The sequence below is a fragment of the Cellulosimicrobium sp. SH8 genome, from assembly GCF_025818875.1.
Classification (GTDB): Bacteria; Actinomycetota; Actinomycetes; order Actinomycetales; family Cellulomonadaceae; genus Cellulosimicrobium; species Cellulosimicrobium cellulans_D.
Window position 1 is genome coordinate 127456 of the sequence record NZ_JAMXMH010000010.1, and the last position, 13568, is coordinate 141023.

A 13568-nucleotide genomic window follows, 5' to 3' on the forward strand; every position below is an offset into this window, starting at 1 on the left:
TCGGCTAGAGTTGTGCACAGGGCGCGCTCCGGCGGGTCCAGGACGCCGGTCCGGCACGACGATCCACAGGCTCGAGGGTCGCCGGAGCCGCGTGTCGGTGGCTGCCCGTAGCGTCGGGCCACAACGAACAGATGAACGTCGAACCGAAGGTGGACTGACATGCCCGCACCCGCAGACCGCGAGAAGGCGCTCGAGGCAGCCCTCGCCCAGATCGACCGGAGCTTCGGCAAGGGCTCCGTGATGCGCCTCGGCGAGGAGGGTCGCGCCCCCGTCGAGGTCATCCCCACGGGCTCCATCGCGCTCGACATCGCGCTCGGCATCGGCGGCCTGCCGCGCGGGCGCGTCATCGAGGTGTACGGCCCGGAGTCCTCCGGCAAGACGACCGTCGCGCTGCACGCCGTGGCGAGCGCCCAGCGCGCCGGAGGCATCGCGGCGTTCATCGACGCCGAGCACGCGCTCGACCCCGAGTACGCCAAGAAGCTCGGCGTGGACACGGACGCGCTCCTGGTCTCCCAGCCGGACACCGGCGAGCAGGCGCTCGAGATCACGGACATGCTCATCCGCTCGGGCGCGCTCGACATCATCGTCATCGACTCCGTCGCGGCCCTCGTGCCCAAGGCGGAGATCGAGGGCGAGATGGGCGACAGCCACGTCGGTCTCCAGGCCCGCCTCATGTCGCAGGCGCTGCGCAAGATCACCGGTGCGCTCAGCGCGTCCGGGACCACCGCGATCTTCATCAACCAGCTCCGCGAGAAGATCGGCGTGTTCTTCGGCTCGCCCGAGACGACGACCGGCGGCAAGGCGCTGAAGTTCTACGCGTCCGTCCGTCTGGACATCCGCCGCATCGAGACCCTCAAGGAGGGCACCGACGCCGTCGGCAACCGGACCCGCGTCAAGGTCGTCAAGAACAAGATGGCCCCGCCCTTCAAGCAGGCCGAGTTCGACATCCTCTACGGCGTCGGCATCTCTCGCGAGGGTGGCCTCATCGACATGGGCGTGGAGCACGGGTTCGTGCGCAAGTCCGGGTCGTGGTTCACCTACGGCGGCGACCAGCTCGGCCAGGGCAAGGAGAACGCGCGCTCGTTCCTGCGGGACAACCCGGACCTCGCCAACGAGCTGGAGAAGAAGATCAAGGAGAAGCTCGGCGTCGGGGCCAAGGTCGACGCGCCGGCCGACCCGGCCGTGGGCGTGACGGTCCCGGCCGACGCCGCTCCGGCCGCTCCCGCCGCGACGAAGGCCCCGGCCGCGGCCGCCAAGGGGAAGAAGTCACCGTTCTGATCGAGGAGCGGGACGGGGACGAGGGCGTCGAGGCCTTCGACCCGCCCGACGAGGACGACGGGCGCCGTGCCGGCCGCAAGGCCGGGCGGCGCCCGCGCCCGACCTTGCACGAGCTCGTGGAGCGCGGCGAGATCAGCGACGCCGACCTTTCCGAGCGCGCGCGGGAGACGGTGCTGCGCATCCTCACGGCCGCGCCGAAGAGTCGCGCGGAGCTCGTGCAGTCCCTCGCGCGCAAGGGTTACCCCGAGCACGTCGTGCTGCCGATCCTCGACCGGTTCGAGGAGGTCGGCCTCGTCGACGACGCGCAGTACGCCGAGATGATCGTCCGCACCCGGCACGCCGAGCGCGGGCTCTCACGCCGCGCGATCTCGACCGAGCTGCGGCGACGCGGCATCGACGGCGAGGTCGGCGCCGCGGCGCTCGAGCAGGTCGACGACGACTCCGAGGCCGACGCGGCCCTGGATCTCGCCCGCACGCGTCTCGCCCGCACGCGCGGCCTCGACCGGGACGTGCGGGTGCGCAGGACCGTCGGGGCGCTCGCCCGCAAGGGCTACAGCCCGTCGCTGGCGTTCGAGATCGTCCAGCGAGAGCTCGATGCCGAGGCGGCAGGCTCCGCGCTCGACTGAGGGCGTCAGCGGGTGACGGAGACCGCAGGTGCGTCCTCGGTCGGACCGCCCGCGACGACCGTGGGGTTGCCGATCCCCGGGCCGGCGGCGGTCGCGCCCGCGGTGCGACCGCTGAGGAAGCGGGAGAGCCAGCGGGCCACGAGGGTCAGCAGCCAGTTGATGACGATGAAGATCACCGCGGCGAGCACGAGCGACTGCAGGATGTTGCCGTTGCCCACGCCGTAGAGCTGCGCAGCCCGCAGGAGCTCGTTGTACGTGATGATCTGCCCGAGCGCGGAGTCCTTGAGGACGACGACGAGCTGCGAGACGAGCGCGGGGAGCATCGCGATGAGCGCCTGGGGGAGCTGGACCGAGCGCAGCGTCTGACCCTGGGTGAGCCCGATCGCGAGCCCGGCCTCGCCCTGGCCCTTCGGGAGGTTCCCGACGCCGGATCGCACGAGCTCGGCGATGACCGAGCCGTTGTAGAGCACGAGCGCGAAGACCACGGCGAGGAACGGGGCGTCGTCGACGTTGTTGAAGCCCAGGAGCAGCCAGAAGAAGATCATCATGAGCAGCACGGGCACGGCACGGAAGAACTCGACGACGATCCCGCACACGGTCCGCACCGCGCGCAGGTGCGACAGCCGGCCGGTGCCGAACAGGAGCCCGAACGCGAGCGCGCCGACGATGCCGAACGCGGCGGCGCGCAGCGTGTTCTGCAAGCCGGGGATGAAGTAGTACTGCCACGCGTCGGCGGTGAACAGCGACGACCACAGCTCGGGGGCGAGCTGGCCCTTGTTGCCCAGCGCGACGAGCACGAGCGCGGCGATCCCGAGGACGACGATCGCGCCGACGATGTTGCCCAGCAGGATCGCGCGGCGCGCGCGGGGGCCCGGGGCGTCGAAGAGGACGGACTGCTGGGTGCTCATCGGCGGACCGCCAGTCGGTTCGAGAGGGACGTGGTGAGCAGGCCGATGGGGATGACGAGAATGACGTAGCCGATCGCGAACGTCAGGAAGATCCCGTAGATGTAGTTCGAGTTGAACTCGATCATGGTCTTCATGAGGCTCGAGGTCTCGGTCGTCACGCTCGCCGCCGCCGCGACGGTGGAGTTCTTCAGCAGCGCGATGAGCGTGTTGCCGAGCGGGGCGACGGAGCCGCGGAACGCCTGGGGCAGGATGATGAGCCGCGCCGCGGGCAGGAACGACAGGCCGATCGCACGCGCCGCCTCTGCCTGGCCGATCGGGACCGTGTTCACGCCCGACCGGATGGACTCGCACACGAACGCCGCGTGGTAGATCGAGAGGCCCACGACGGCGAGGCGGAAGAAGTTTGCCGCGAAGTCGGGGGCGAGCGTGACGTTGAGCTGCCCCCACAGGCCCAGCACCATGAACGTCATGATGATCGTCAGCGGCGTGTTGCGGAACACGTTGACGTACGCGGTCCCCGCCCAGCGCAGGCTCGGCACGGGCGAGATGCGCATGAGCGCGAGCGCGGTGCCGAGCACGAGCGACAGGATCGCGGCCCAGAACGTCAGCTGGATGTTGACCCAGAACGCGCCGAGCACGTCGTACTCCCGGGCGAGCGCCCAGGTCTGCGACAGGTAGTCACCCACGGTTGGTGGTCCTCCGGGAGGGTACGGGCCGGGCCGGGTCGACGGCCCGGCGGCCGGGGGAGCGGCGCACCGGCGCGCAGCTCCCCCGGCCGTGGACGGTCAGGCGCAGGGGTCGACCGTCGGCGGGTTCTCGCTGGCGTTCGGCGTGTAGCCGGTGCCCTCGGTGTTCTTGGTGACGAACTCCTCCCAGGAGCCGTCCTCGATCATCTTCTCGATCGCGGCGTTGACGTCCTCGCAGACGTCGTTGTCCTGCGGGAGCCCGACGCCGTAGCGCTCGGTCGAGAACGGCGCCCCGACGACCTTGACCTTGCCCTTGTTGGCGGGCTGGGCCGCGAGGCCCGCGAGGATGATGTCGTCGGTCGTGACGGCGTCGACCTGGCCGGCGGTGAGCGCCGTGACGCACTCGGCGTACCCGGGGCGCTCGAGCAGCTGCACGCCGGCGGCGTACTCGTCCTTGATGCGCTGCGCGGACGTCGAGCCCGTGACGGAGCACAGGTTCTTGCCCTCGAGCGACTCCGGCCCGGTGATGTCGGTGTTGTCCTCGGCGACGAGCAGGTCCTGCCCGGCGACGAAGTAGGGCCCGGCGAACGCGACCGTCTCCTTGCGCGTGTCCGTGATGGAGTAGGTCGCGAAGATCATGTCGACCTGACCGGTCTGGAGCATCGTCTCGCGCTGGGCGGACGGCGCCTCGACCCACTCGATCTGGTCCTCGCCGTACCCGAGCTCGCCGGCCACGTACGTGGCGACGTCGACGTCGAAGCCCGTGTAGGTGGAGCCGTCCTGGTACCCGAGACCCGGCTGGTCGAACTTGATCCCGATCTTGATCGAGCCCTCGGCGCCGCCGCCGGTGTCGCCCGAGTCGGTCGCTCCGTCGGTCGCGGTGTCCTCGCCGCCGACCTCGCCGCCGCCGCACGCCGCGAGCGTGAGCGCGGTGAGAGCGGCCAGCACGGCAGCACCTGCGTGTCGTGTGCGCATCGTTCCTACCCTTCGTGAGTGGTGGCCGTCCGTCGAAGGTGTGCCTCGGCGGTCGACCGGGTTCTGGGGCTGTCGGGCCGGGCCCGTGGGCGCCCGGCGGGCTTCAGTGGGTGAGGATCTTCGAGAGGAAGTCCTTGGCGCGGTCGCTCTTGGGCGCCGTGAAGAACTCCTCGGGGTGGGCCTCCTCGACGATCTGGCCGTCGGCCATGAAGACGACCCGGTTCGCGGCCTTGCGGGCGAAGCCCATCTCGTGCGTGACGACGATCATCGTCATGCCCTCCTTGGCGAGGGCGACCATGACGTCGAGGACCTCGTTGATCATCTCGGGGTCGAGCGCCGAGGTGGGCTCGTCGAAGAGCATGACCTTGGGCTGCATCGCGAGCGCGCGGGCGATGGCGACACGCTGCTGCTGGCCGCCGGAGAGCTGGGCGGGCATCTTCTGCGCCTGGTTCATCACACCGACGCGGTCGAGCAGCGCGAGCGCGCGGTCCTTCGCGACCTTCCCCTTCTCACGCCGCACCTTGACGGGGCCCAGCGTGACGTTGTCGAGGATCGTCTTGTGCGCGAAGAGGTTGAAGGACTGGAAGACCATGCCGACGTCGGAGCGCAGCCGGGCGAGCTCCTTGCCCTCCTCGGGCAGGGGCTGGCCGTCGACGCGGATCTCCCCGGAGTCGATCGTCTCCAGCCGGTTGATCGCGCGGCACAGCGTCGACTTGCCGGAGCCCGACGGGCCGATGACGACGAGCACCTCGCCGCGCCGGACCGTCAGGTTGATGTCCCGCAGCACGTGCAGGTCTCCGAAGTGCTTGTTGACGTCGCGCAGCTCGACGAGCGGCTCACCGAGGACCTGCTCGGCGGGGAGGGGCTGAGCGTCCTGCGCGCTGCGCTGCGCGTCGGACGGCGAAGAGGTTTCGTCGGCCATTCCTGGACACTATGTCCCTTCTGTTGCACGGTGCCACCTCATCAGGCAACAGTCGGGCAACAGTTCCGTAACACGGCACCCGGCGCCGTACCCTGGACGGTGATGTCCACGATCGCCCCCGCCCCCGTCCCGGCCGTGCTCGCACCCGGTGCCACCTCCGGTGCGCCGGTCGACGACGCGCACCCGCGCACCTACGTCGTCCGCACGCTCGGCTGCCAGATGAACGTCCACGACTCCGAGCACATGGCCGGGATGCTGGAGGAGGCGGGCTACACGCGCGCGAGCGCGGACGACGAGGCCGCGAACCGCGCCGACGTCGTCGTCATCAACACGTGCGCCGTGCGGGAGAACGCCGCGACGCGCCTCTACGGGAACCTCGGCCAGCTCGCCTCCGTGAAGGCCGCGCGGCCCGGGATGCAGATCGCCGTCGGCGGCTGCCTCGCGCAGAAGGACCGCGGCACGATCGTCGCGAAGGCGCCGTGGGTCGACGTCGTGTTCGGCACGCACAACCTCGACGCGCTGCCCGTGCTGCTCGAGCGCGCACGCCACAACGAGGCCGCGCAGGTGGAGATCGCCGAGTCGCTGCAGGTGTTCCCGTCCACGCTGCCGACGAAGCGCGAGTCGGTCTACGCCGGCTGGGTGTCGATCAGCGTGGGCTGCAACAACACGTGCACGTTCTGCATCGTCCCGCACCTGCGCGGCAAGGAGCGCGACCGGCGCCCGGGCGAGGTCCTCGCCGAGGTCGGGGCGCTCGTCGAGGCCGGAGCCATCGAGGTCACCCTGCTCGGCCAGAACGTCAACAGCTACGGCGTCGAGTTCGGCGACCGCGGCGCGTTCGCCAAGCTCCTGCGCGCGTGCGGGACGATCGACGGCCTCGAGCGCGTCCGGTTCACGTCGCCGCACCCGGCCGCGTTCACCGACGACGTCATCGCGGCCATGGCCGAGACGCCGAACGTCATGCCCCAGCTCCACATGCCGCTCCAGTCGGGCTCCGACCGGATCCTGCGCGCCATGCGCCGCTCGTACCGCTCCGAGCGCTTCCTCGGCATCCTCGACCGCGTGCGGGCCGTCATGCCCGACGCCGCGATCACCACCGACATCATCGTGGGCTTCCCAGGGGAGACCGAGGAGGACTTCGCGGAGACGATGCGCGTCGTCGCGGCCTCGCGGTTCTCCTCGGCCTTCATCTTCCAGTACTCGCCCCGCCCCGGGACGCCCGCCGCCACGATGGACGACCAGCTCCCCAAGGAGGTCGTCCAGGAACGCTTCGAGCGGCTCCAGGCGCTCCAGGAGCGCGTCGCCGGCGAGGAGTCGGCCCGGCAGGTGGGCCGCACCCTCGACGTCCTCGTCGGCGAGGGCGCCGGGCGCAAGGACGGCGCGACGCACCGGGTGACCGGCCGCGCTCCCGACAACCGCCTCGTGCACCTCGCGCTCCCCGCGGACGTCGTCCCCACGACGCCCGACGACGCCGCGACCTCGTCGGGCGCGACGGCCTGGTCCGCGGACCCGCGCCTCGCGGACGACCTCGACCTCCGCATGCCGCGACCCGGTGACGTCGTCACGGTCGAGGTCACGCGCTCCGCGCCCCACCACCTCATCGCCGACTCGGCGCTCGCGGGCGGCACGTTCACGGTGCGGCGGACCCGCTCCGGCGACGCGTGGGCGCAGCGCGAGCGCGCCCGCCTGGGCGGTGCCGACGCCGACCACGGGCACGGTCACGGCGGCGGCGCGTCCGGCCCGGTCGCCCTGGGCCTCCCCACGCTCCGCGCCTGAGCCGCCGATCCCGCCGACGGACCCGGCCCCGCACGCCCGGCCGTGCGTGCCCGGACGTGACGGCCGGCGTCAGTCGTCCAGGGTTCCCGGGGGGAGCTGGGCGCCGATGGCGTGGAAGAGCTGGACTGCGGTCCCGAGGCCGCACGAGACGGTCTGGGCGAGCTGGTCGTCCGTCGCCCCGTGCTCGAGGTCGACGGAGACCTCGGCGTAGAGCGCGAGCCGACCCGCCTCCTCGCGGACGTAGACCTTGGGCCAGATGCGCTCGCGGTTCCAGTCGTTGACGGCCTGCAGGGTCACGAGCCGCGACTCGAGGGGGAGCGACGTCGACCAGCGGCCCCGGACCTGCAGGATCTCGGAGCGGTCGCCGAGCAGCAGGAACCAGAAGCGGTGCCCGTCCCACGTGCCGGTGATGTCCCCGTCGTCGTCCACGCGGAAGTGGTACCCCCGCCGCGTGAGGTGGTCGCCGATGCGCGCCATGGACAGCGCGCGCGGCAGCTCCTCGTCGCGGGGGAGCGACTCGGGCGCCTTGGGGCGACGGTTGCCGAACAGGCGCGTGAACCAGTTGGTGCGGGCCTGCGTCATGGCGCCTGCCTCGCGGGGTCGGGGTAGAACTCGTCGAGCGCGTCGAAGAACATCGACCCGGTGCTCAGCCCGCACTGGAGGAGCTGGTCGAGCTGGTCGTCCGTCACCCCGTGCTCGAGGTCCACGGTCACCTCGGTGAAGACCTGGATCATCCCGTTGTCGCGCACGCGCGTGTACGTCTTGGGCCAGATCCGGTCCGCGTTCCACTCGTTGCAGAACTCGAGGATCTCCTCCAGCCGCTCGAGCGCGAGGTCGCGGTTCCACTGGCCGCGGACCTGGAGGATCTCGTCGCCGTGGCCGAAGAGCAGGAAGTAGAACAGCCGGCCGTGCCACAGCCCGCCCACGTCACCGTCGGAGTCGACGAAGTAGCTGTAGCCGCTGTCCGTGATCCACTCGATGACCCGGGAGAGCGTCAGCGGGGTCGGAGGGCGCAGCACGTCGGTCGCGACCTGCCCCAGCTCTCGCGCCAGGAGGTCCTCGACCTGCGACTGCAGCTCGTCCCCGGCGCGGCTGGGCACTGCCTCGCCGCCGTCCGGAGCCCCGCCGGGATCACCGTCCCGCCGGTCGTCGTCGTCCTGCGCCCCGAAGAACCTCACCGTCCCACCGTACTCGCGCGCGCCCCCGGACGCCGCATCGCCGGCGTCGTCCCGACGACCGTTACGGTGGGCGCGTGACCGTCCGCGCCGTCGTCCTGCCCGGTACCCCGCTCCTCGTCCCCGGCGCCGCAGGCGCCGCCGCGGTGCTCGACGACACGCGCGCCGCGGCGCTCGCGGCGCTGAGCAGGCTCGTGGACGGTGTCCGGCGCGCGGAGGGGGACGGACCAACCCCTGTGGTCGTCGTGGCCCCGGGAACCCCGCGGACGCGGGGGCCGGCGCAGGCGTCGCTCGCGGCGGTGGGCGTCGCGGTCGCCTGGCTCGACCCCGACTGGGCCGTCGCGGCACGAGGGCGCGCGGCGGACCTCCCGACGGCGGGGACGGCCGCGTCGGTCGGGCTCCTCGCTCTCGCCGGCTCAGGCTGGGCGGGCCCCGTCGACGTCGTCGAGCTCGACGACGTCGACCCGATCGCCGCACACGCGCTCGGCGCGGACCTCGGACGGCAGGGCGCGCGTCTGGTCGTCGTGCACGACCCGCGGAACGCGGCGCCGGACGCGGTGCTCACCGGGTTCGGCGCCGCGCCCGGCGGCGGGCACCGCCACGTCGCGACGGGGGAGTACGAGGAGCACGGCTACGAGGTGCGCTGGTACGACGACGGCGCCCTCGCCTCCCCGGGGTCGGCAGGGTTCGTCAGCCGCTGAGTCCCGCACCGACGGCGTCCGCGTCCTGCTCGCGACCGAGGCGGCGCAGCGCCGCGACGAGGTCGTTCGCGACCGTCGTCCGCGCGTCACGGTCGTGGACGATCGCGAAGCCCTCCATCGCGGACTCGAGCAGGTCGACGGCGTCCGCGTCGGCCCCGGCCTCGCTGCGGGAGCGTCCCGCAAGCCAGAACGCGTGCGCGGCGTCGCCGACCTGGCCCGCGCGGGCGAACTCCTCGGCCACGGCCTCGGCGAGCGTGGCCGCGTCGTCGAGCTCGCCCGCGGTCGCCAGCAGCCGGGCGCGGGTGTCCCGCAGGTCGCGGCGCTCCCGCTCGTCGGCTGCGGAGTCCCGCTCGACGAGGTCGGCCGCGCGGGTCGCCGGGCCGACGACGTCGGGACCGGCGGCGTCGAGGTCGTCCAGCGTCCGCCGGAGCTGCGCGAGCGCGCCTGCGACGTCGCCGCGCCCGGCCTCCAGCCGGGCGTACGCGCGGACGACAGGACCGACGAACCGGGGTGCGACGCCGCCCGCGCGCAGCAGCGCGAGGGCGTGCACGAACGCCGGGGCGGCCCCGTCCTCGTCGCCCTCGACCGCGGCGTGCTGGGCCGCCTCGGCGAGCGCAAAACCCGCCCGGTCGAGGTGGCCGGCCGACTCCAGCAGCGCCGACGCGCGCCGCAGGAGCTGCGCGGCGCGCACCGGGTCCTCGGCCGCGACCTCGTCGGCGAGCCCGAGCAGATCCTCGGCGTCGGTGGGCCCGGCCATCATGAGCTCAGCGTGCTCGGCGTGCTCGGCACCGCCGGGCTCCGTGCCCGTGGTGCCGCCGGCGGGCGACGTGGCCAGGCTGCCCGACGGGAGCGCCGTCGCCTGGTCGTCCGCCTCGCTGGTTCCGCCCGTCACCGGGGCGCCCGGAGCCTCCGCCGGCGCCTCCGGCCCGACCGACAGCACCGAGAGGTCCACGAGCAGCGAGCGCGCCCCGTGGTCCCAGGCGGCGCGCAGTCGCTCGGTCGCGGCGGGCGTGCCGTTGCGGGCGTCGAACGAGCGTGCGAGCCCGGCCGCCTCGCAGCGTAGCCAGTCGTCGAGCTCCGCGACGGTCGTCGCAGGCACGTCGCGCAGGGCGACCGGGGTGTCGGCGTGCTCGGCACGCAGCGCGCCCGTCGCGACGCTCGCGCTCGTGAGGAAGCCGAGCCGGTCGCCCGGCGAGTCGGCCTCCGTGAGGAACGCCTGGTGCTCGGCGAGCAGGCGCAGCGCGCGCGACGCGTTGCCCGTGCGCGCGAGGAACTCGACGTGCCGGCCCTTCGGGCCCGTCATCGACACGCCGGTGTCGAGATGCCGCAGCCCGCGCCGGTGCGTGCGGGCCGCGGCCTCGGCGTCGCCGACCTCCACGTACGCGAGCTGCAGGTGGGAGAGCATGTCGCCGGGCTCCGTGGCGCACGAGGGCGACCCCTGCAGCACCTGCTCGAGGAGCCGGATGCCCTCTGCGTGGCGCCCCGTCTCGAAGAGGTACGCGGCACGGTCGCCCGGCTCGCACGCCTCGCACTGGGAGTACTCGTCCCGCGGGGTCGCGACCCACGCCCGGTAGGCGTCCTCGACGTCCGCGCTGCCGCGCTCGCGGGCCCACTCGAAGCGCTCCAGCGCGACGGCGTTCGTGCCGTTCCCCGCGAGCGCGTAACGCCGTGCCATGTCGTCGAGCGTGCGCTCGATCTGCGCGGCGGGGACCGTGGGGAACTCCATGAGGTGCCCGACCATCCACTTGAACGACCAGAAGAGCGAGTGCGCGTCCTCGGCGTCGAAGTGCTCGGGGTGCTCGTCCCACCAGCGCAGCATCTTGGTGAACGGCAGGTAGGCCTTGGTGACCTCGCCGCCCCAGACGTAGGACTCGACGAGGACGAAGAGCGCGTAGGCGCGCGCCCCGTCCGGCCCCTCGGCCTCCACCCGCTCGACCTCGGCCGCGGCGGCCGTGGAGCGCGCGACGCCGTAGGGCATGCGGCGGACGTCGTACAGCGTGGCGTTCACCTGGTCCACGGACCGGGTCATCGGTTCTCCTCGTCGGTGTGCGGGTCGGTGTGCTGGTTGGGGCTGGGGTTGGGGCTGGGGCTGGGGCCGGGGGTCGCGAGGGCGCGGGCCAGCAGGAGCGACAGCGAGTCGTTCATGAGCGCCGCCTCGACGGGCTGCAGCGCCTTGCCCGAGGCCAGCACCGCGGTCACGTAGAGGGAGCGGGCGCCCGCGGCACGGACCTCGGCGTCGGGGCTCGCGAGCAGGTCGCGGACCGTGTCGTTGGCGTCGTTGAGGACCAGCCGACGGGGGCGGACCGGGCCGCTGAGGCCCGCGAGGATCTCGCCCCACAGGTCGTCGCCCGTCTCTGCGACGCGGGCCGCCTCGCGCGCGTGGTCGCCGTCGCGGTCGTGCAGCAGCATCGCCGGCAGGGCGTCCGGCTCGTACCGGCGCAGCACGACGTCGCAGTCCTGGTCGGCGAGCGCGGCGTCGACCGACGCGAGCGCGTCCGCGACCTCGAGCTCGCGCAGGGGGTCGACGTCGGCGAGGACGTGCGCGACGTCGGTGGCGGAGACCGGCGACAGCCGCCACTGCGGGAACCGCGCCGCGGCGCGCTCGAGCAGGTCCGCGTCGTAGACGTACCCGCCGTTGACGACGGCCAGGCCCTGGGCGGCCGCGACGGGGGCGATGCGGCGGAACTCCTCGACGCTCGACGTGTAGAGCAGGCGGCCCTCCGGGTGCGCCTCCGCGAGGTCGGCGAGCGTCCCGGTCCCGGCCGTCGTCTCGAACGGCAGCACGCGCACCGCGACGTCGAGCATCTCGTCGTCGGTGAGCGCGAGCGCCCGGACCGCGAGGTGGTGCGTCTCCAGGAAGCGGCGCGCGAGGACGGTGTCCGCCGCGAGCGTCTCGAGCAGCCACCGGCGGACCTGCGCGCCGAGCGCGTCCCGGGTCGCGAGCAGGACCTCGTCCTCGTACAGGCCCTCGCGCGACGCGGTCGGGCGCAGCACGGACGCGTCGAGGACGCAGCGGACGAAGAACGCCCACGGGGGCAGGAGGTCGTCGACGGCGCTGCCGAGCAGCATGCGCTTGAGGTAGACCCGGTGCCGCGCCGTGGTCGTCGGCGCGACCGCGGCAGGCAGCACGTACCCGACGCCGGACAGCCCCGCGAGGGGCAGGTCGAGGTCGATCCGGGCGAGCGGGCCGAAGCCCAGCGTCCGCTCGGCGTAGGCCGTCAGCGCCGCGTCGCGCGCGGCGGGCGTCGGGTGCGCGGCACGCCAGGGGAGCTCGTCGCCGCTCAACCGGCGCAGCACGACGGGGGCGTCCTCGCCGACCGGGGCCGCGTCGTCGAGACGTGTCTCGACGAGCAGCTCCACGGGCAGGAGCGAGCCGAAGTCCTGCGCGAGCGCAACCACGGTCTCGGGCGCGAGCCAGTGCTCGGTGTCCCGGCGCGGTCGCAGGCGCACGACGCTCCCCGGCTCCGCGGGCGCGTCCGGGTCGTCCGTGCCCAGCTCGACGAGCTCGTACCGTCCGTCCGCCCGACCCCGCCAGCGGACCGGGGCCGCCCGTCCTCCCGAGGGCGACGGGCGGGCGGAGCGCGAGACGAGCTCGATCTCGTCGGCGACCATGAACGCCGAGAGCAGCCCGATCCCGAACTGGCCCAGGAACTCCTCGCGCCCCGAGCCCAGCTCGACGTCGCGCTTGGAGCTGCGCCCGATGGTGGCGAGCAGCTCCTGCGCCTCGTCGCGGGTCAGGCCCACTCCCGAGTCGTGCACCTCGAGACCGCCGTCCGGGAGCGGGCGCAGCAGGATGCGGCTCGGGGACTCCGGGCCCTCCAGCGCGACCCGCGCCGTGATCGCGTCGACCCCGTTCTGCAGGAGCTCGCGCAGGTAGACGCGGGGGCTGGAGTACAGGTGCCGGGCGAGGAGGTCCACGACGCCCCGCAGGTCGACCTGGAACGCTGCCGTCGCGTCCCCGCCCGGGGCCGTGGCGTACGGGTGGCTCCCGCCGTCGGTGCGCTCGTGCGCCGCGCTCACCGCGCGTCGACGTCGGCGGTGCCGTCGGTGACCACGCCCTGCGCCGCCGTGTCGGGGAAGCGCTCGTCGAGCGCGTCGAAGAACTGGAGGCCCGTGAAGAGGCCGCACTCGACGAGCTGGCCGAGCTGGTCGTCCGCCGCGCCGAACTCGAGGTCGGTCGCGACCTCGGTGTACACGGCGACCTGGTCGTCCTCGACCCGGGTGTAGACCTTGGGCCAGATCTTGTCGCGGTTGAACTCGTTGGCGACGAGCACGACCTGCGCCTCTGCCGCGGCGGGCAGCGTCCGGTGCCACCGGCCGCGGACCTGGAGGATCTCCTGCTTCTCGCCCATGAGGAAGAAGAAGAACACCTTGCCGTCCCAGTTGCCGCCGAGGTCCCCGTCGGAGTCGACGAAGTACTTCCAGTCGCGGCTCTTGAGGAACGCCTCGACCCGCTCGCGCGTCAGCGGCGCGTTCTGGCTCGTCGGGGCGGCGTCCGGCTTGGTGAAGAAACCCATGTCTCGA

The 13568-nt window shown here is 73.1% G+C and carries 13 protein-coding genes; 4 read left to right on the plus strand and 9 right to left on the minus strand.

Going from position 1 to position 13568, the window contains the following annotated elements; translation table 11 throughout:
* Window positions 1-159: 159 nt before the first annotated feature.
* Window positions 160-1278, plus strand: a complete 1119-nt coding sequence (gene recA, locus NF338_RS14825) for a recombinase RecA (protein ID WP_087471781.1) — start codon at window positions 160-162, stop codon at window positions 1276-1278.
* Between the two features lie 104 nt (window positions 1279-1382).
* Window positions 1383-1904, plus strand: coding sequence for a regulatory protein RecX (locus NF338_RS14830; RefSeq protein ID WP_264031493.1), 522 nt, complete (start codon window positions 1383-1385; stop codon window positions 1902-1904).
* Window positions 1905-1909: 5 nt separating this feature from the next.
* Here NF338_RS14830 and NF338_RS14835 read toward each other — a convergent pair whose 3' ends face one another.
* The 4 genes from NF338_RS14835 to NF338_RS14850 all read right to left on the minus strand — a co-directional run bounded on the left by NF338_RS14835 (window position 1910) and on the right by NF338_RS14850 (window position 5395).
* The gene (locus tag NF338_RS14835; protein WP_087471782.1) at window positions 1910-2812 is read right to left on the minus strand and encodes an amino acid ABC transporter permease; all 903 of its coding nucleotides are present in this window, start codon (window positions 2810-2812) and stop codon (window positions 1910-1912) included.
* Complete coding sequence (locus NF338_RS14840; RefSeq protein WP_264031494.1) at window positions 2809-3498, minus strand: amino acid ABC transporter permease; 690 nt, start codon at window positions 3496-3498, stop codon at window positions 2809-2811. Before NF338_RS14840 ends, NF338_RS14835 begins: the two co-directional genes overlap by 4 nt.
* A 99-nt stretch (window positions 3499-3597) precedes the next feature.
* Window positions 3598-4473 (minus strand): glutamate ABC transporter substrate-binding protein, encoded by an 876-nt coding sequence (locus tag NF338_RS14845; RefSeq protein ID WP_053371634.1) that lies wholly within the window; start codon window positions 4471-4473, stop codon window positions 3598-3600.
* A gap of 103 nt (window positions 4474-4576) precedes the next feature.
* Window positions 4577-5395, minus strand: a complete 819-nt coding sequence (locus NF338_RS14850; protein WP_082141369.1) for an amino acid ABC transporter ATP-binding protein — start codon at window positions 5393-5395, stop codon at window positions 4577-4579.
* Window positions 5396-5497: 102 nt separating this feature from the next.
* Between NF338_RS14850 and miaB the strand changes: the two genes are divergently transcribed.
* Window positions 5498-7168, plus strand: a complete 1671-nt coding sequence (gene miaB / locus NF338_RS14855; RefSeq protein ID WP_264031495.1) for a tRNA (N6-isopentenyl adenosine(37)-C2)-methylthiotransferase MiaB — start codon at window positions 5498-5500, stop codon at window positions 7166-7168.
* Window positions 7169-7237: 69 nt separating this feature from the next.
* Here miaB and NF338_RS14860 read toward each other — a convergent pair whose 3' ends face one another.
* Window positions 7238-7750 carry a YbjN domain-containing protein gene (locus NF338_RS14860; protein ID WP_087471786.1) on the minus strand — a complete coding sequence of 171 codons (513 nt, stop codon included), beginning with the start codon at window positions 7748-7750 and terminating at the stop codon, window positions 7238-7240.
* A complete protein-coding gene (locus NF338_RS14865) occupies window positions 7747-8346 on the minus strand; it encodes a YbjN domain-containing protein (protein ID WP_412846941.1) in 600 nt (199 codons plus the stop codon). Before NF338_RS14865 ends, NF338_RS14860 begins: the two co-directional genes overlap by 4 nt.
* Window positions 8347-8420: 74 nt before the next feature.
* On the opposite strand from NF338_RS14865, the gene NF338_RS14870 reads away from it, so the two are divergent.
* Window positions 8421-9044 (plus strand): hypothetical protein, encoded by a 624-nt coding sequence (locus tag NF338_RS14870; RefSeq protein WP_264031497.1) that lies wholly within the window; start codon window positions 8421-8423, stop codon window positions 9042-9044.
* On the opposite strand, the gene NF338_RS14875 is transcribed toward NF338_RS14870, so the two are convergent.
* The 3 genes from NF338_RS14875 to NF338_RS14885 are packed head-to-tail and all read right to left on the minus strand — an operon-like array spanning window position 9034 to window position 13561.
* On the minus strand, window positions 9034-11073 hold the full coding sequence (locus NF338_RS14875; protein WP_264031498.1) for a hypothetical protein: 2040 nt from the start codon (window positions 11071-11073) through the stop codon (window positions 9034-9036). The two genes, NF338_RS14870 and NF338_RS14875, sit on opposite strands and share 11 nt — an antisense overlap.
* Entirely contained in the window at window positions 11070-13064 is a 1995-nt protein-coding gene (locus tag NF338_RS14880; RefSeq protein WP_264031499.1) for an HSP90 family protein, read from the minus strand. Before NF338_RS14880 ends, NF338_RS14875 begins: the two co-directional genes overlap by 4 nt.
* Window positions 13061-13561, minus strand: coding sequence for a YbjN domain-containing protein (locus tag NF338_RS14885; protein WP_264031500.1), 501 nt, complete (start codon window positions 13559-13561; stop codon window positions 13061-13063). The genes NF338_RS14880 and NF338_RS14885 overlap by 4 nt, the downstream gene beginning before the upstream one ends.
* Window positions 13562-13568 lie beyond the last annotated feature (7 nt).

What these genes read in the sequence shown, in the direction of transcription:
- recA (WP_087471781.1), top strand. Translation starts at nt 160, where the DNA reads ATGCCCGCACCCGCAGACCGCGAGAAGGCGCTCGAGGCAGCCCTCGCC.
- NF338_RS14835 (WP_087471782.1), bottom strand. Translation starts at nt 2,812, where the DNA reads ATGAGCACCCAGCAGTCCGTCCTCTTCGACGCCCCGGGCCCCCGCGCG.
- NF338_RS14845 (WP_053371634.1), bottom strand. Translation starts at nt 4,473, where the DNA reads ATGCGCACACGACACGCAGGTGCTGCCGTGCTGGCCGCTCTCACCGCG.
- NF338_RS14850 (WP_082141369.1), bottom strand. Translation starts at nt 5,395, where the DNA reads ATGGCCGACGAAACCTCTTCGCCGTCCGACGCGCAGCGCAGCGCGCAG.
- miaB (WP_264031495.1), top strand. Translation starts at nt 5,498, where the DNA reads ATGTCCACGATCGCCCCCGCCCCCGTCCCGGCCGTGCTCGCACCCGGT.
- NF338_RS14860 (WP_087471786.1), bottom strand. Translation starts at nt 7,750, where the DNA reads ATGACGCAGGCCCGCACCAACTGGTTCACGCGCCTGTTCGGCAACCGT.
- NF338_RS14875 (WP_264031498.1), bottom strand. Translation starts at nt 11,073, where the DNA reads ATGACCCGGTCCGTGGACCAGGTGAACGCCACGCTGTACGACGTCCGC.
- NF338_RS14885 (WP_264031500.1), bottom strand. Translation starts at nt 13,561, where the DNA reads ATGGGTTTCTTCACCAAGCCGGACGCCGCCCCGACGAGCCAGAACGCG.